Annotated in this window: 15 protein-coding genes; 5 read left to right on the top strand and 10 right to left on the bottom strand. The window is 67.4% G+C overall.

Features of this window, described 5'->3' with window-relative positions; translation table 11 throughout:
• Positions 1-690, top strand: a complete 690-nt coding sequence (locus ACFQW6_RS07220; RefSeq protein ID WP_378542775.1) for a response regulator — start codon at positions 1-3, stop codon at positions 688-690.
• A gap of 142 nt (positions 691-832) precedes the next feature.
• Positions 833-1003 (top strand): hypothetical protein, encoded by a 171-nt coding sequence (locus ACFQW6_RS07225; protein ID WP_378542777.1) that lies wholly within the window; start codon positions 833-835, stop codon positions 1001-1003.
• 471 nt (positions 1004-1474) lie between these two features.
• On the opposite strand, the gene ACFQW6_RS07230 is transcribed toward ACFQW6_RS07225, so the two are convergent.
• Positions 1475-2269 (bottom strand): hypothetical protein, encoded by a 795-nt coding sequence (locus ACFQW6_RS07230; RefSeq protein ID WP_378542779.1) that lies wholly within the window; start codon positions 2267-2269, stop codon positions 1475-1477.
• Positions 2270-2548: 279 nt separating this feature from the next.
• Positions 2549-4201 (bottom strand): hypothetical protein, encoded by a 1653-nt coding sequence (locus ACFQW6_RS07235; protein WP_378542781.1) that lies wholly within the window; start codon positions 4199-4201, stop codon positions 2549-2551.
• 479 nt (positions 4202-4680) lie between these two features.
• Here ACFQW6_RS07235 and ACFQW6_RS07240 point away from each other — a divergent pair, with 479 nt between their 5' ends.
• Positions 4681-5568, top strand: coding sequence for a hypothetical protein (locus ACFQW6_RS07240; protein WP_378542783.1), 888 nt, complete (start codon positions 4681-4683; stop codon positions 5566-5568).
• On the top strand, positions 5561-6514 hold the full coding sequence (locus tag ACFQW6_RS07245) for a hypothetical protein (protein ID WP_378542785.1): 954 nt from the start codon (positions 5561-5563) through the stop codon (positions 6512-6514). Before ACFQW6_RS07240 ends, ACFQW6_RS07245 begins: the two co-directional genes overlap by 8 nt.
• Positions 6515-6844: 330 nt before the next feature.
• On the opposite strand, the gene ACFQW6_RS07250 is transcribed toward ACFQW6_RS07245, so the two are convergent.
• From ACFQW6_RS07250 to ACFQW6_RS07260, 3 genes are all read right to left on the bottom strand, one after another.
• On the bottom strand, positions 6845-7180 hold the full coding sequence (locus ACFQW6_RS07250; protein WP_378542787.1) for an Lsr2 family protein: 336 nt from the start codon (positions 7178-7180) through the stop codon (positions 6845-6847).
• A 223-nt stretch (positions 7181-7403) separates the two neighbouring features.
• The gene (locus ACFQW6_RS07255; RefSeq protein WP_378542790.1) at positions 7404-9080 is read right to left on the bottom strand and encodes a recombinase family protein; all 1677 of its coding nucleotides are present in this window, start codon (positions 9078-9080) and stop codon (positions 7404-7406) included.
• Positions 9081-9372: 292 nt separating this feature from the next.
• On the bottom strand, positions 9373-10047 hold the full coding sequence (locus tag ACFQW6_RS07260) for a thermonuclease family protein (RefSeq protein WP_378542792.1): 675 nt from the start codon (positions 10045-10047) through the stop codon (positions 9373-9375).
• 118 nt (positions 10048-10165) lie between these two features.
• Here ACFQW6_RS07260 and ACFQW6_RS07265 point away from each other — a divergent pair, with 118 nt between their 5' ends.
• The gene (locus ACFQW6_RS07265) at positions 10166-10579 is read left to right on the top strand and encodes a hypothetical protein (RefSeq protein WP_378542794.1); all 414 of its coding nucleotides are present in this window, start codon (positions 10166-10168) and stop codon (positions 10577-10579) included.
• 114 nt (positions 10580-10693) lie between these two features.
• On the opposite strand, the gene ACFQW6_RS07270 is transcribed toward ACFQW6_RS07265, so the two are convergent.
• From ACFQW6_RS07270 to ACFQW6_RS07290, 5 genes are all read right to left on the bottom strand, one after another.
• Positions 10694-11002: a hypothetical protein gene (locus tag ACFQW6_RS07270; RefSeq protein WP_378542796.1), complete on the bottom strand. Its 309-nt coding sequence runs from the start codon at positions 11000-11002 to the stop codon at positions 10694-10696.
• 208 nt (positions 11003-11210) lie between these two features.
• Positions 11211-11909 (bottom strand): hypothetical protein, encoded by a 699-nt coding sequence (locus tag ACFQW6_RS07275; RefSeq protein ID WP_378542798.1) that lies wholly within the window; start codon positions 11907-11909, stop codon positions 11211-11213.
• Positions 11906-13396 carry a type IV secretory system conjugative DNA transfer family protein gene (locus ACFQW6_RS07280; protein ID WP_378542800.1) on the bottom strand — a complete coding sequence of 497 codons (1491 nt, stop codon included), beginning with the start codon at positions 13394-13396 and terminating at the stop codon, positions 11906-11908. The genes ACFQW6_RS07275 and ACFQW6_RS07280 overlap by 4 nt, the downstream gene beginning before the upstream one ends.
• Positions 13393-14007 carry a hypothetical protein gene (locus tag ACFQW6_RS07285; RefSeq protein WP_378542802.1) on the bottom strand — a complete coding sequence of 205 codons (615 nt, stop codon included), beginning with the start codon at positions 14005-14007 and terminating at the stop codon, positions 13393-13395. The genes ACFQW6_RS07280 and ACFQW6_RS07285 overlap by 4 nt, the downstream gene beginning before the upstream one ends.
• A 75-nt stretch (positions 14008-14082) precedes the next feature.
• Entirely contained in the window at positions 14083-16446 is a 2364-nt protein-coding gene (locus ACFQW6_RS07290) for a peptidoglycan DD-metalloendopeptidase family protein (RefSeq protein WP_378542804.1), read from the bottom strand.
• Positions 16447-16459: the final 13 nt, after the last annotated feature.

Here is a 16459-nt window from a genome sequence, read left to right on the forward strand (position 1 = left end):
ATGGAACGCATCCGCATCATGGTGGTCGATGACCACCCCGCCTTCCGTGACGGCCTTGCCAAGCTCCTGTCGGAGACCGGCTCGGTCGAGGTGATCGCCACGGCGAGCGACGGCGCCGAGGCCGTGGCCCTGGCCGCATCTCACCAGCCCGACGTGATCCTGATGGACCTGAAGATGCCCGGGATGAACGGAATCGAGGCCACCCGCCTGATCACCGAGGACGCGCCGCGCACCGCCCGGGTGGTGGTCCTGACCATGATGGAGGACAACGACTCGGTGTTCGCCGCCGTCCGTGCCGGCGCCGCTGGCTACATCCTCAAGGGCACCGAGGTCGACCGCATCGTCGACGCCATCTCCTTCGTCGCGGACGGTGGGTCGATCCTGGGGCCCGGACTAGCACTGCGCGCCAAGACGTTCCTACAACCCGCGGAGGAGCAGCCGGCGCCCGCGCCGGCCGCGGCCGCCAGCCCGACCCGCAAGGCCGCCTTCCCGTACCTGACCGAGCGAGAGCTCGAGTTGCTCGACCTCGTGGCCGCGGGGCACGACAACATCGAGATCGCCCGGATCCTCACCATCTCGGAGAAGACCGTGCGCAACCACGTGAGCAACATCTTGGGCAAGGTCCAGCTCGCCAACCGATACAAGCTGATCGTCGGCGCCCGGGACGCGGGGTTCGGAAGCGGTCACTAGAAAGCGCATAGCAACAGAGCCCCGGGCGAGGTGTCCCGGACAGCGTGACCGAATCGTCCCGGCCTCGTCGGGACGCACGCCCCGTGCGCCGCGGTCCGGGGCGCGTGACACTCGATGCCCCACGACAGAACGGAGGCATGTCATGACCCTGACTGTGAAGTTCGTGATCGCCGTGATCGGACTGATCGCCGCCATCCTGACGTTCTTCGCGGCTGTGCTGAACACCGGCGGCGGCGTTGACACCTACGACCCGTACGAGCCCGCTCCGCAAGGCGAATGCGTCTACAAGGGCGGGTACGACGCCTGCGGTTGAGGTCCGCGCCTCCCGTACTCCAAGCCGTGTCCCTCGGTCCACCGCCCCAGGCCCCTGCTCGCGTAAAGAGGTCCCGCGGCGCCGATGCCAGGGCGGAGACCATCTCGAACAACGACGCAGCGTCAAATGAACGCGGCGTCGCGCCGAGCGCAGGTTCGCAGAGCAGCGGGGCGTGTCCTGGTGACGACCGCAGATACCCAATCTCCGACGAGAAGATTGACTCCCAACGCGCGCGCACGATGCACCACCCTGTGGCATGCCGGTGGAAGCGCGTAGATCCTTCAACCTTTGATGCAGACGAGTGAGCCATGCTCGCGGATGGACTTATGGACTGATCGCCCGCTCGGGCGACCAGCACACGCATCGCCCCCGTGAATAGGCATTCGACGCTCGCGTCGGCGATCCGAACCTCCCGCAACGGGCGCGTCATTCCGCCTGTCGGCGTCGGCACGGATGACCCACTTACCCTCGTTAACCGTCGGTGACGCTGGGGCACTGGCCACTCAAGTCGGCATCCGTGGAGTCTGGACCGGCGATGCGATGAACTTGTAGGGCGACGAAGGACAGGTGCATCGAGCTGTGGACGGCCGTGAGGTCATCGCGCCACTCGTTTGCGGCCGCACAGAACTGGGCCCTCAGGTTCGCGTTCGGCGCCTTCTTGGCGCCCAGGAACGCAGCGAGCAGTCTGAACGCCCGCGTCTGTCGCGCCACTTTGGACCCCAATGCCGGCTCGTCGTCTGTTGCCACCTTGGCGGCACGCAGCGCCGCCGCAAACTCCGTGCGAAGCGCCTGTAGGTCCCCCTCCTGAGCCGCGATGCTGCCGAGGACGCGCCGCGCCCGTACGACTTCGATATCGGCGGGCGCCGCTTCGTCGACGGCCGCGGCAGCCATCCGAGTCGCGAGCTCCATGTCGCTGGTGGAGAATGCCACATACTCCGATATCTGCCGGTACGTCGCCGGGTCGAGCTCGAGGTCCTCCCCCCGCGAGTCGTTGATCAGCTTCTCGGCGCCCCTGGCCAGTAGGAGGATCTCATTCGAATAGCCATCCTCACGCTTACGATGGATGTCCCCCATCTGCAACACCGCGGCAACAATCTCTTGGCGGGCCACGTGCGTTCGATTCTCATCCGCCTGAACACTTGTCCTGTAGGTGTAGTAAAAGCTTCCCAGACTGGTCACAATCGCTACGGCAACGCCGAGCGCGGTCAGGTGGGAGTACGTCGAGGAGTCTGTCGACCCCTCGGACTGCTGGGTTGCAGGATTCATGTGAGCCGTCCTCTGCGCCGACGTGTATTCGCGCACCCGAGAGGGCCGTCATTCGATGGTGCGCCCCCGGCGCGCCGGCTGCAACGGCTGTCTGGTCCACGGCCGGCGTTCGAACTTCACCGCGTCACTCCGCCGCGTGCCGGCGCGCGCCTTCAAGCGCATCCTCGGGGCGAGATGGCGCCTATCGAGGGTGGCGAGGGAATCCCTACAAAGCGAGAATGCTCAGTGGGCTTACGCCTCTGCGCCGGTCCTCCCACCTGCACGACTCGCCGCACTGCGCTACCCCGGGTCTCGTGGCTCGGCTGGCGGGTCACCGGGGCGCGGTCGCGGCTCTGGCCACGGGGCGTCAGGCAGGTCGTCCACGCCGATCTGTGCCTCGATTAGGTCGGCCTCGGTCGCTCGGCCGGCGCGGATCCGATCGAGGCGGTCTAGGGAGTCTCGAAGGTCCCGCGACTGGCGCTCGTTCTCAGCCTGACGGTCCTGCTGCTGGTCGAGCCAGTCCTGGTGCTCGCGCCGCATCGTGTCGATCTCATGTAGTCGCTCCTGATTGCGTGCGATCTGCACGTCCCAGTCGATCTCCTGGTCGGGGTCTCGAGCCATGTCGTCTGTCGCCTCGTCGCCGTTGACCCATGCGTCGAGGTCTTCCAGCCGCCGCGTGATCTCTTCATGGCGCGCATGTCTTTCAGCCTCCGCGGCCGCCTCCACCGCATCGGCCTCGCGCTGTGCTCGGCGAATCGGTCCTTCCTCGCTCACGTAGTGCTCAATCGTCTCGAACCATCCGGGAGGGTCGTCCGGCGCGAGAAGGCTTCGAGCCGTGCTGTCAGCGACGACGTCCCCCAGAAACCCAAGGGTGTGCCGTTGGCGCTCTAGCCATTCGACGCATACCTGGGCCGCGGTCGCTGCGGCATCGGGCTCGCGCCGGATTCCCTCGTAGAGCAAGCGGGCGGTCAGGCTCGCCACGCTCGTCATCGGCGGTATTCGGCCAAGCGCGCCAGCGAAGACGACCGGGTCCCGTGGCCGGAAGCGGAGTGTGTCGGGTGCGGGAACCTCGCCACGGTTCGCAGCGATGGTGCGGTGGGTGCGCTCATCCGGCCCCTCGACGATCTCGTCAGTTCGGGCGAGCGGGCGGGTCGCCTCGTGATGTAACCAGCATCCGCGGACCCACTCTCGCACGCACTCTTCCCAGTCCGGCTCCGGCCCGATCTCCAGAAGATACGCGCGCGCCCACCGCAGCCCTGCGGACTCCGGGCCCAACGCGGTCGCCCTATCGAAGGCCCATCGAGCGTTGACCCAGGTGTCCGCTGGTGGGCGTGGCATCCCCAGCCGGGCCAGATAGGTGTTGCCTAGCACCTGCCACGCCGGACCGAACATGCCGCGTGAGCGCCGTACGGCCGCGGTGGCAGTGGCTAGCGCCTCCTTCCAGCGGTCCTCTGGGACCGTGCCGGTGCCGGCCCAGAGCCGGTCAGACCGCTCCATGAGGCCCAAGATGCTGGCGGCGCGGCGGCGACTGACGTCACGCCGAGAGAACACGAGGTCGACTACTGCGACCGTTAGGACGACCAGCGCGGCCACCACGAACGCGATCAGTAATCGGCCCGCTTCACTCGATCCTCCAACACCTTGCGCGCGCGCCGTGACCAACGCGAGCACAACCGCCGAGCCCGCGAGGACAACCACTGAAGCACCGGCCACCCGGTCGAGGCGGTCGTTTCCAGCCTCGTCAAGCGCGCGGAGCTGGTTGCGGAGCACTTCGGGCGGGATCGGCTCGCCCGCCCGTGCCGCCGCGTCGGCGAGCGCGTCGGTCTCGGTGGCAATCATGAGCGCCTGATCGCGCTGCCGGTGAACCCGGGTGCTCAGGAAGCCGGCCGCGAACGTTGCTGCGCCAACCAGCGCACCGAGTGTCGTAGGGATCGACCCGTCGAGCTCTGCCATGACGCGCCCTTCGATCTAGGATGGATCGTCACCATCTCGGCCGGTGGCGACGGCAGTCAACCGCGGCTGCTCGAGGTCTTGAGCGCGGCTGCACCACGATCCGCAATCGGACCGTCGATGCTGCGTCCTACCGCCGCGACAAGGGGTCTCGGGTTCCTACTGGCATCTCGTTCTGTCTCGATCGCCGTTCAGCGGACGAACTCTCGAGGCCGCGTCGGCGCGGGAACGCGGGTTTGCCGTTCCAAGCTGGTGCGGGTGGGGCTGGCTTCGCTGTGGACGCAGGACTGGTAGTCGACCCGACGAGTTCCGCCCGTTCCTGCGAACCACGGGGCACAGGTTCGCCATAACGTTCGGCCTGAGAGTCGCTGAACTCGGCTACCGCGACTCTTGGCAACGTCATGACCGGTGCTGGGAGTCGTTGCCGGACGTGGCGGGGTGGTTGTACATTCGCGAAAAGACACGCCTGCTCGGGGGTCGCGATGTCGCTCAAGTCCGAAACAGAGGAATTGCTCAGCTGGCTCGCCACGCTGGTAGAGAAGCCCGCCAGCCCTGACAAGCCGGCGCGAACTCCGAAGGACACGTGGCAGTCGGTGGCGACTAACCTCGACGCCGCGGCCAAGTCCTTTGGGACGGCCACCGAAGAGCTTGACCGGCTCGCGGAGCCGGATGGAGTGCGTTTGGCGGCAGAACTCGCCCGCGACCTCGTGCGCGAGACGATAGACCTGGAGCGCCGGGCACGGGTTCTCGGCAGGAGGACCGCCGAGGAGGTCGAACCACCGCAGACCGTTGCTCTGGTGCAGGCTCAAGAGGAGCGCGCGCGCCACGAAGCAGCCCGGGCCAAGGCCGAGGCCGCGCTGGCCAAGGCGCTCGCGGAGAAAGCGAAGGTCGAAGCCGAGCTTGCTGCCCTCGAGCAGCGAGTCCGTCGTGCGCACCTAGCGGGGCCAGACCACGAGGCCGCTCTTCGGGCCGAACTCGGACAGGAGCTGGATGACATCGCCAAGGGTAAAGCCGAGAAGGAATTGAAACAGGCGGGCACGCCGCCCCCGACTGACCTCGACATTGCTGCCGGTCGACTTTCCTCCGGGCAAGGAACCTTGGAGACAGCACGTAAAAAGCTCGAGTCCACGGATTCCGACACGACGACGTCGAAGTTTATCGACGAGCTGGACGTGCTTGCCGAGATGGCGTTGCGGCTTCGTCGTCGTTGTGACGACCTCGCCCGGATGCTTCCGCAGCCCCTCAAGGAACCGACCCAGGAGCCGCCCCCCAGTAAGCAGACTGCCAAGAACCCGGCAGGCGGGAAGTCGTCGCGGCCTGTTCCCAGCGGCGCCAAGCCACGTCAGCAGAGCACCGGCTCAGATGCCTGAGCCGGCGACGAAGCCAGCCCTCATCGAGGTCGGCGCACAAGCCATCGATAAGGCCGCCGACCAATTGCGCGGACGCGTTGATCTGTTCGGCAAGACGTTGGCGGCGATCGCCACTGTTGGGACGGGCGCAGTGGGGCTATCCACGATCTCTGATCTGGCCCCGCTGCGGGGCTGGCTCGACTGGACTATCGCGATAGCGGCCGTGCTTTGCCTGCTAGCCGCAGCCATCGCGGCCGTCGATGTGGCCATCCGGCTGATGCAGGTCGGCCAGCCGGTCGTCATTGACTTGGACTCGACAGCACAGACTGGCGTGAGCGCCGCTGACGGTCAGGACGTCGCAAGGATCTTCGCCCAGTCCGCTCACAGGTTCGGATTTGAATCTCTGGCTGGAGTGCAGGAGCGGGAGCGTAGCCTTCGGGCCGCCGCCGCGCGGGCCAGCACCGACGACGAGAGAATGCGGCGTACGGCGCTGGCGGACGAACTGCGCTCGGAGACCGATCTCGCAGCTTCTCGTGCCCGCCTGGCCATCATCCGGCGCAGGTCTACCGACGCCGTCAGCGGCTCGCGGTCACGGGCTGCCTACGGCGTGGTCGCCGCTGGCCTTCTCGTGTTCGCTCTCCTGGCCGACGTAGTGACCAGTGACGACTCCGAGGCCGTGGCGACCGCGAAGGCGTGCGCCGAGGCCCGTGAGGCTGGAGCCACGGATGCTGATCTGGAAGCGACGGCCTGCAACGCCAAGGACGACGCGGGTGGCGACGACCCCGACGAGACACCGCATCGGACCGCCGACGAGGTACGGGCGGACCTCGTCACCCAGCTCACCGCCGTGCTGACCGAATGCGTCTCGCATGCCGCCACGGGAGGGAATGAAACCGTGGAGCGCCCGATCAGCGACAGCGAGTGCACAACACTGCGGGCAGCGATTCGCACGCTCCTCTCGCCATGATGCGTGAGACACGGCTAGTTCGAAGCTGGCGACTTATCTGAGCCCGCCCGAGCGTGCATGGCCACCGCTGAACTGTTTGCGGACTGGTCATCGACGGGCCTAGCGATTTTCGCTGACTGGAACGGCGCTGCGTGTCCAGATGCGCGCTCCTCGCGAACTTGTCCGGTGCTAACTGCTGCAGATGCGACGCTAGCCAGCGTGACACGCGGGTCACGGATGGTGCGTCATAGCGCCGCCTGTCGGCGTCACGGATGCGGTCGCAGCGGGACAGCGCTGGACTTCAGCTGCAAGCCAGCATGACAAGGACCGGAGAACCCCCGAGCATCGAACCTAGTGCGCAGCGTCGTACTGCTCCACAACAGCGGCGGGGACCCGACCTCTGTCGGACACTTCAAGGCCTTGACCCCGCGCCCATTCACGAACGGAAGCGAGATCCTTGCGCGGTCCAGTGGCTCGAGAGGCCCTCGTGCGTCGCGCACGAGTCCCTCGACCACTGACCTTGGTTGCCGCATCGACGTACGGCTTGAGAGCCTTCGCCATCGCTGCAGCATTCTTCTTCGACAGGTCAATCGTGTAGTCGACGCCATCGAACGAAAAGGCGACCTCTGTTGCGTCCTTTGAACCATCGAGATCATCTGTGATCTGAGTAACTGTCGTTTTGGCCACGGTCCGATCGTGGCGGGTGGAGGGCGCTCTTGTCTAACCTTCGAGCTGGTTGTGACCCCGCCCGCCAAGCCTGCAGTCGCTGGAGGCCTAGTCCGCCTCCTGCAAGGAGGCGTTCCGCCTCCTTCGGCGGGCGGGGAGCATTACCCGCCTGAACGGCACCACCCAACGCCCGGATTGCCGTGTTTGGCGCGGCTTCGCCGATGCCGATGTGCGTGCACGGTGGTCAGTCGATGATCCCGTCGTGGCGAAGGAATGCGATGACTGACTTACGGTTGAGGGACGGGTGCCCGGGTTCGGCCTTGCGACGAGTGATCAGGCCGGTTTTGATGCCGCGGCGGATCCGCCCTTCGCTGCTGCCGGACAGGCGAGAGGCATCTCTGTACGAGATCCACGGGCCCGGTTGACTCGCGCGCCGTTGGATGGGCCCTACTGGGACGCTGACCGGAGCGATCGGCTTCCGTTCGTTGTTCCAACTTAGGTGCACGCGGTCGGCGTTGAATTTTGGCCCTCCCACGGCTTTGCTGACTGCGAGTGTCTCGATTTGTGAGGCGAGGACGGCGTTGCGTTCGCTGTCATCTGCGCATTGCTCCCAGACCTGTTTTACCGTCCCTACGTAGGTCAACCGTTCAAACGCCTGACCGGCGACTCTGCGGCGTGCTTCGAAGCGGGCGCGCTTGAGCCGAGCGACCTCCTCGCTTAGGTGGCGGGTGTCTGCATCCGCACGGTCTTCCGTGAGGGCCAATGCGGTCACCTTCAGATCGTGCTCAATCACAGCCAGCCTCTGCGCCGCCGCCGGGTTCTCTGGCACCTCCAGGACCCGCTTAAACATGCGTTGTGAGCCTCGCTCCGCGAGAAGACGCTGCACCACAAAATCGGTGAGAGGTATCGCGCTCACGACCTGTCCGCAGACGGGGCACCAGTAGGTCAACTTGCCGTGAGCGTGGTGCCGCACCAGGCGACGGTCGCAGGCGAGACATTGGACGAGGAGGGCGAGGAGTGGAGACGAGGAGCCGTGCCGGTGCCTTGCAGACGGGTGCGGTTTGTGGGTTATCGCGTGCAGGAGGGCTTGAAAGTCCTCGACGGAAATGAGCCCATCCGCTGCGATGATGGGTTCGCCTTTCTCGTTGCGTCGAACGTGGGGGAAGCCGTTCAGGTCGAAGCCCCTGCGCGCGTGGATCGGGAACATCCCGGCGAGCACTGGATTCCGCATGAGGACGTTGACGCTGGAGTAGCCCCACGGGCGACCATCGCGGCGCGTGCGGGGTCCGGGCGCGCCAGATTTGTTGAGCCAGGTTGTCACTGAGTAGACGGTGTCGCCTCGCATGACTCGCTCGACCATGCCCCGAACCCACTCGATCTGCTCGGGATCCTGGTCGCGGACGAAGCCGGGCCCATCGGGGTTGGGTACTGAGCGCCAGCCGAATGGCTGGCGTCCGCCAGGTATCCGCCCCTCGGAAACCAAGTGTTCTCGGGCCGCGGTGATCCTCGATGAGATCGCGGCTGCCTCCATTTCACCGAACACAGCCAGCATTTGCGCGAAAGCCCGGCCCTCCCCGGTCGTCATGTCGATGCTTTGCTCCACGCAGACGATCGCAGCCCCGCGCGCTTGTAGCGTTTCGTCTGCGTGGAGGAAGTCGATGACCCGCCGTGCGAGCCGGTCAACCTTCCACACCACCACCGCCTCGAATGGCACTTGCGATGCCAAGAGCCGTCTCCACGCGGGTCGCCGTTCAGGCTTGTTGTGCGTGGCTGAAACGCCGTCGTCCACAAACTCGCAGACGACTCGCCAGTCGCGGGCAGCTGCGTACTTCCGACCCGCCGCAATTTGACGCGCCACCGACACCGACTCCTCGGTCGACACCGAGATGCGCGCATAGAGCACGACTGAGCGCTTGGTCATGCCGCAACACACTAGAACGACCAAGACCGCTCGACCTGGGGTCAGCTCGGGCATCCCGTATCACTGACTGATTGGGAGGTCGATCCTCACCGCTCCGACAGCCAAGCCACCGCCGACTCGCGAACGTCCCGCTTGCCGCGATGGGTGAGTCATTCCGCCTTTGGCTGTCGAGCGATCACGTTCGGGGGCCGTCCACACACCTGCGCCTCCTCCCCCGTTCCTTGAATGCCGACGAATCGCTCGCATCCAACATTGGTAGCGGGCACCTAACCGCCTCAGGAGAGTCGACGCTTCACCAGCAGCTGGCCCAGAGGCCGCGGTCGCTGTTGCGGGCGGTCTGCGAGGCGCGGACGTACTGGCGGTGCCGGGCGACCGGCTTCTTACCGAAGACGTAGGGCCTGGAAAAGCCGTTCCACATCTGGCGGTAGGACAGGTCCTTGTAGCCGCCTTTACGCGCGACGTAGCGGAGCAGGCGACCGTAGCGATCCTTGGCGGCCTGGGTGCGGTCCGAAACCATGTTGACGGTCGAGCCGACCGGGGCGAGGTTGCGGAGATTGTCGGTGGCGTCGCCGGTGCCGCAGCGGCCGCGCTCGGGGGTGTTGATACCGAGCATGCGGACGTCGACGATGCCGCCCGTGCGGAGACGGACTTTGAGGGTGTCGCCGTCAATGACACGAACGACGTTGCCGGTCTCGCGGAAGACCTTCACCGGCGCCGGGCTGGGCGGATTCTGGTTGCGGACGCCGCAGGGGCAAGGCAGGGTCTCGCAGGCTCGGCCGTCGTTGTCGTCGTCGAGGCGGTGCGGGTCGCCTGGGCCGGCGTTGACGTAAAAGCTCTGGGCGGCGGACTGGGTGTTGAAGTCGCTGCAGTCGCGGTCAACGATCGCGGAGGCTGGAACTTGGACGAATCCGGTGAGGCCAATAGCGGCCAGGAGAAGGGCGAGCGCCCGAGCGGTGTGCTTGATCATGGTGATATCCCCGTGTGGTGTGTCGGTACTGATCACAGCACCGTGTCACCGTTCCGTGGCTCTTGTAGGCGATTTGTTACTTCTCCTGCGAAGTAGGTAGGTCGTCTAGCCTGCCGTCGTGGCGAACCAGTGGGTGACGCACCGCGAGGCTGCGGTGCTGCTCGGCGTGCATGTGAGCCTGATTCCGAAGATGCTGCGTCGCGGCGACCTGACCTCGAGACGGAAGCGGCCGTCGCTGTCGCGCGACCAGGTGGTCGAGCTGGCGGCCGCGCGGAGGACGGCGGCGGCCGAGCGCGAGCGTCGATGCCCTTCGAGCCATGCCACCGGTCCGCAGCCGCCGGACGATGAGCACGAGTGGCTGCTGGTACCGACCGCGGCGGTGGTGCTGGGTTGCACAGAGGGGGCTTTGAAGATGCGGGCGAACCGTGGGCGGGTGCCGTACACGGTGCACGGTGGTCGCCGGTGGTTCCGGCTGGACCAGCTCGAGATTCTCGTGCGTGCGCAGGTCGCCAGGAACACCCTGAAGGTGTGAGTCAGCCGCAGCCGGAGCGCGAGGGGACGAGGACTGCCGGCTCCTGTAAGAGGTACTGAAGCACGTGACCGCGAGTGGTGGTCTGACGCCGAGGAAGACGCGGGCTGACGGTGGTCAGGCGTTGCGCTGCGGCATGTCGATGACCTCGGCGTCGCCCCGAATCCTCGCGAGCACGTCGTCCGGCACGATGCCGTCCAGGTCCGTGATATCGGGGCGGCGCACCCACTCGGCGGGGAAGTTGCCGATGCGGTTCTCCGCGATGCCGGTGTTGTAGCCGACCTCGAAGTACCAGTCGCCGGTCTCCGCGTCGAGGAGGCGTGCGCGGATTTCGGCGTGCCACGTCCCGGCGCGGGCGAACGGAATGGGGATGTCGACGATGGCGTCTTCGCGGTTCGCGACTGGGTAGACGTCGGTCGTGTGCATTGGGCCAGTCTGCAGCCCGGCGGGGACAGCGCAGAAGTCCCGCCGTCCTCTCTGTGGAGGACGGCAGGGCCGTGAAGTCGTGCAGGTGCGTTCCAAGCAGTGCCAACGCCAGTGCCGCACACCTTCGGCAGGTTGTAGTTCGGCGTCCATGCACGCGAGACAATGGCCCCTCCAGATCGGCGCGAATGCTCGCCGCGATGGCCGCACATCAGTTACGGGGACCCTTCTCGGTCCGGGTGCGCGGCTGCGCACTGAGCGGGTCGTCGTTGATCTCGCCGGTTGCCAGGTCGACCTCGACGAGGCGCGGTCGACCGACCCGTTCGGGCTGCTCGTAGGTTCGTCGGCTGGCGGGCAGCGCGTCGACGTCGTGAACGAAGTCGTTCTCCCGCCGCTGGGTGCTGGCCTCCCCGAGGTGCTCGTTGTGTCGCGGCTTGGCCGGCCAGTTCTTGTGCTCGTCGTCGCAGTGGGCCCGCAGCCTGTTGCGCATGCGGTCAGTGAAGGTGGGCAGGCAGTAGCGGTGCCACTCCTCGAGGGCGTCGCTGGTCATGGCGAGCCCGGCGCGGCGGCGTTGATCGGCGAGCACCGCGATCTCGTGGACCAGGTGCGGGTGCACTGGCCAGCAGCTGGGGATGAGCCCGGAGACGTCCCAGGTGTAGTCGCGGTTGAGCCAGATCACGACGTCCTCGAGCCACTCCCACAACTGATGTCGCAGCTCGGGGTCGGGGCACGTCGCCGGCTCCCAGGGCCGGGGCAGCTCGGCGTAGTTGCCGAGGGCCTTCTTCTGCTCCTCGGTGCCGTTGACGGCGATGTGGAGTTCGCGATAGGCCAGCCGGACCTGTGCCCCGGGCACGGGGAACGGCAGCACCAACGGGGTGGACGCGGCCCGTCGGTCCTGGTCCGTCGTCACGGCCAACTCCTTGTCGGTTCGGTCTCGTCGTCCACGAACCCGAGGCGGCGCGCCTCGACGAGGGCAGCGGCCGCTCGGGCTTCGGGGGCGATGACCGAGCGGCGGTCGCTGGTAAGCCGCGCGCGCAGCGCCCGCTGATCAGCCATGAGCCGCTCACCGGTCTTGCCCTCCACGCAGCGGTACAGCTTGGCGATGATCGGCTTGCCGTTCTCGGCGATAACCAGGGCCCGCCGCTCGGGAAGCTGGCGGACCTCCTCGGGCCGCATGATGGGGATGTCGTCGCCGGAGAAGTTGCGGCTGCCGCCGTTGGACCCGCCGGTGGCGTGGGTGACGCGGCCGATGCGGACGGTCCCGAGCAGGTCGGAGATCTCCCGGTTGAACGCGACGTCCTTGGACCCCCCGAACGTCACCAAGGTGTTGGTGAGGCCGAGCAGTGCCCGGGCCTCGTGCTCACCGAAGATGCTGGTCAGCTGGGGACGGGTCTGGGCGGCCCAGATGAACGACAGGCCCAGGGCCCGCTCGTTGGCCATCCGGGTGCGCAGGGTCGGCAGCGGTGCGGTCGAGGGCAGCTCGTCGAGGACCGAGACCAGGGGCGGGCACAGCCGGCCGCCCCACGGTGAGGTGTTGGCTAGCAGCAGCCCGGTGTCCAGGACGTGCTCGGCTACCGCGGTCATCAGCGGGCTCGCTGAGGCGTAGGGGTCTTCGCGGCCAAGGAGGTAGATGGTGCCGCGTCGACGGATCACGTCGGCCAGATCGGTAGCCGGGTGCCCGTCGTTCGGCACGCATCGGCGGCGGATGTCGGCCTGGAAGAACAGAGACACCGCCTGCTGCACCGTGGTGATCGTGTTTCCGGCGGTGCGGTCGTCGCCGTTGAGCGCCCCGTGCAACAGGCCGTGCCAGAACGGTTCGGCGTGCGGATGGCGTCGCAGGATCTCCATCGGCTGGGTGGCCGCGGTCGGGTTCGCCACCCACTGCAAGACGTCCTCGAGGGTCTTGCCGGTCAGGGCCGCGGCGTGGAAGTAGCCCTGCAACACCTTCGCCGACTCCGCGGCGTAGAACCGGGCGGCATCGTCCCCGGTGCCGCCGGTAATCGCGCCCTTGACGGTGCCGGCGGTGAAGGCCTTGGCCCGCCGCTCGGCGACCTTGGATTCCACACACCCGGCGATCGGGTCCCAGATCAACTCGTCGGCCCCATGACCCCAGACGCCCTCGGCCAGCCCGAACGGGTCCAGGACCACGCAGGGCCGGTCCCCACGGGAACGTTCGGTGAGGCTCAGAAGCAGGTCCTCGACCTTCGTCAGGGTGACCAGGGCAGCGCCCGGCGCGCTGAGCAGCGCCGGGGTGAGCAGGTCAAGGGTCTTGCCGGAGCCCTGCGGACCGATCACCCCGGCGGTGCGGTCCCACGGCACCCACAGCTCGCCGCCACGCGGCTCGTGCGCGTCTCCGATGCGCCAGCCCACTTCCCACGGGTTGAACCTCAGCTTCATCGCTCCTCCCCCGTTGATGGCTTCGTCCAGCGGCCGTTCAGGAGCCACGGGCTGAGCCCGTGGCCGAGCTGCGGTCCCGTCTGTTCGGTGAGGTCGCCGGCGGTGCGCTGAACGGGTGCCGCGGTGGCGGTGGCGTGCTTGCCGTAGAGGTCGGGGCGGACGATGTCGGCGACCTTGCGCAGCCGAGTGACGCCCAGGACTTTCTCGGCCTGTGCGGCGGTGGCCATGCCGCGCATGCGTCCCGGGCCGCAGCGCTGGTAGGCCCAGACGCCGACCCAGATGGTGGCGGTCAGCAGCACGGCCTCGGTCATCGCGAGGCTGACCCAGACCAGACCGCGGCCAGCCAGGCTGTCCGGTGTCGGCGTGGGGAGACCGGCGTCGGCGTGCCCGCTGAGCACGCCGGGAAGGCTGGTCCAGAAGGCGGTGCCGATCGGCGTGGGGAACGCACCGGCGTTGGCGTCGGGCCAGGTCCAGCCGGCGCCGGCGAGCACGTTCGCGATGGAGCGGCCGAACTGGATGCCGCTGACAGTGACGGATAGGGTCGCCAGGGCCACGGCCACAGGGATCTCCCAGGTCCAGGGATAGGGGTTGCGTCGTCGCTCTCGCTGCATTGGATTCCGCCTCCTGGAATCGTGGGTGGTCGAAGTTCTGGCTGGTCACCTATGTGTCGGGGGGCCCGGCAGCGATCACACAGACCGCCTCGAGTTCGAGGCGTTTTCAGCCAGCCAGGTCGAGGGGTCGACGTTGTCGGGTCCGTAGATGGAGCCGTTCCCGAGGTGGACCTCGAAGTGGAGGTGGCACTCGGAGCCGTTTCCCTCCTTGCCGACCTGGCCGATCGGTTCGCCGGCAGCGACGGTCTGGCCGCGGCTGACGATGACGCCCTGCATGTGCGCGTACCAGCTGGCCATGGAAGCGGCGCCGGTGGTGACCTTGACCAGCTGCGGGCCGGCCCAGCTCTGGCTGGTGTCGATCTCGATGGTGCCGGCGTGGGCGGCGTAGACGGTCGTGCCGCACGGGGCAGAGAAGTCGGTTCCGGTGTGCCAGTTGGACCAGTAGGGCCCGGTGTCGTGCCAGTTTCCCTTGTCGGTGCCGATGTACTCCGCCGGCACCGGGTAGACCACCTCGTCGCAGGACGCGCCCTCGAGGCCGACCGGGGAGACTTGGGCGTTGGGCAGCACGTTGATGTGCGGGTGGTCGAGGTGGTTCGCGGTGGCCGAGCCTCGGTCCTCCATCAGCCGCCAGCCCTCGTCGGCTCGCGCGGCCGACCAGATGCGCTGGTACCAGATGATGTAGTCGATCCCGAGCTCGCGGGCGTGGGCCTGGGCGTACGCCACGAGCGCGTCCCCTTGGGCCTTGCCGGCGGGAGTCAGCGGGACCATGAAGTCGGCCGCCAGCCCGGCCGGGTGGCCGTGGGGGTCGGTGGCGCTTTCGCGGTAGCCGCCGACGGTCTTGATGTCGAACATCGGGCCGAGGATGTTGACCAGCTGCGTCAGCTGCGGCTTGACCGGGCCGAGGTTGTAGTCGGTCTCGGTCGCGACCGCGCAGCCCGCGCTGCTGCCGTCGGTGGTGGCGGTCACCAGCGGGTGGTCAGCGACCTTGCTGGCCTGGGTGCTGCTGTCGACCTCCGCGCTGGCCCAGGTGAGGTTGGCGCCGTAGATGTGGTCGATTGGCGCGTCGTCCTGGGGCTTCTTGCAGGGCTCGGCCGATCCCCCGAAGGCGTTGCTCAGGTTAGGTGTGAGGACGCAGTGTGAGGAGTTATTGCCGTCCTTGCCGTCGTTGAAGTCGCCCAGGATCACTGCCGGGGTGCCGGTGCCGGCGAGCTCGGTCATGGTGGCCAGTTGGCGGCGCAACGCCTCCGTGCGGTGCCCGGCGGCGTTCCCTTGCGTGTTGGCGGGGTTGTGGATGCTCCAGACCCAGATGACCTGCCCGGTGTTGACCCTGTCGGCAGCACCCGTCAGCTGGACGACCGGCATCCCGACGTCCTTGCCGTTGAAGTACGGGATCTGGACGAGGCGTGAGTCGGTCATCTTCCAGCTGCCGCGGTCCCAGATCACCTTGTTCTGGGTGTTGCCCGTGGCCGGGTACATGCCCCACTTGGCCGAATAGCGGTCAACCAGGGCTCTGGCCTGGGGGCCGTGGACCTCCTGAAGGCCGGCGATGGTGACGCCGGCGTTCTCGATCGCGCTGAGTGCCCCGGGCAGCCGCTTGTCCCAGGTGGCGTACCCGGCCTTCTCGTTGCCGCCGCCAGCCTGGTTGTCGGTGTGGCCGGCGCCCAGGATGTTCAAGGTCCCGACGGTGATCGGGTTGACGGTGTCCTCGCAATTGCTCGCGTTCGAGACCGCGCCGTCGACGTCTGGCAGGTCGAGTAGGTCGCCGCCGAGGAGGTGGGTGATGTCGCCGGCGACGTCCTCCCACTGGGCGTAGGCGTCGGGAAGGCCCGCCCGCTGCACGGCCTGGGCCGCCCGGGTCAGCGGCATGTCCTGCCAGCCGGGGACGTCGAGCAGTCCCGGGTTGCCTGCGTGCTGGGCCTTGCCGAAGAAGGCACGCGTGGCGAGCACCGGGTTGGTCACCTCAGCACGGTTCCCCCAGCCGGTCGAGGGACGCTGCTGGAACAGGCCACCGGAGTCGCGGTCGCCGCCGGTGAGGTTGACCAGCTTGGACTCCTGGATCGCGGTGGCGATCGCGACCTGTAGCCCGTAGCGGGGAACCTGGAGGTCGTGGGCGACCTGGGCGATGGTGATCGCGTTGCGGGCCTGCTCGGTGGTCACGGTCGGGTAGCTGGAGGCGAACCTCAGCTGCATCAGCTGGGCGAACACGTCGCCGGTCGGCGGCTCCTCGACAGAGGCCATGGTGATTGTGCCGTTAACTGGGCCGCCCAAGGGGCCATCGATGACTCCGAGGTCCCCGAGTTCGGTGAGTGCGGACTCGCTGGTCTGGGTGCGGCACTCGGCGGCCGCGGTCGAGGTCATCACCACCATCAGGGTCACGACGAACGGCAGCGCCATGATGACGATCAGGACCGGCAGTCCAGCGAGGAGTAGCCTTTTCACGACAGGTCAGTCC

Source organism: Nocardioides sp. GCM10028917, from assembly GCF_042666175.1.
GTDB lineage: Bacteria > Actinomycetota > Actinomycetes > Propionibacteriales > Nocardioidaceae > Nocardioides.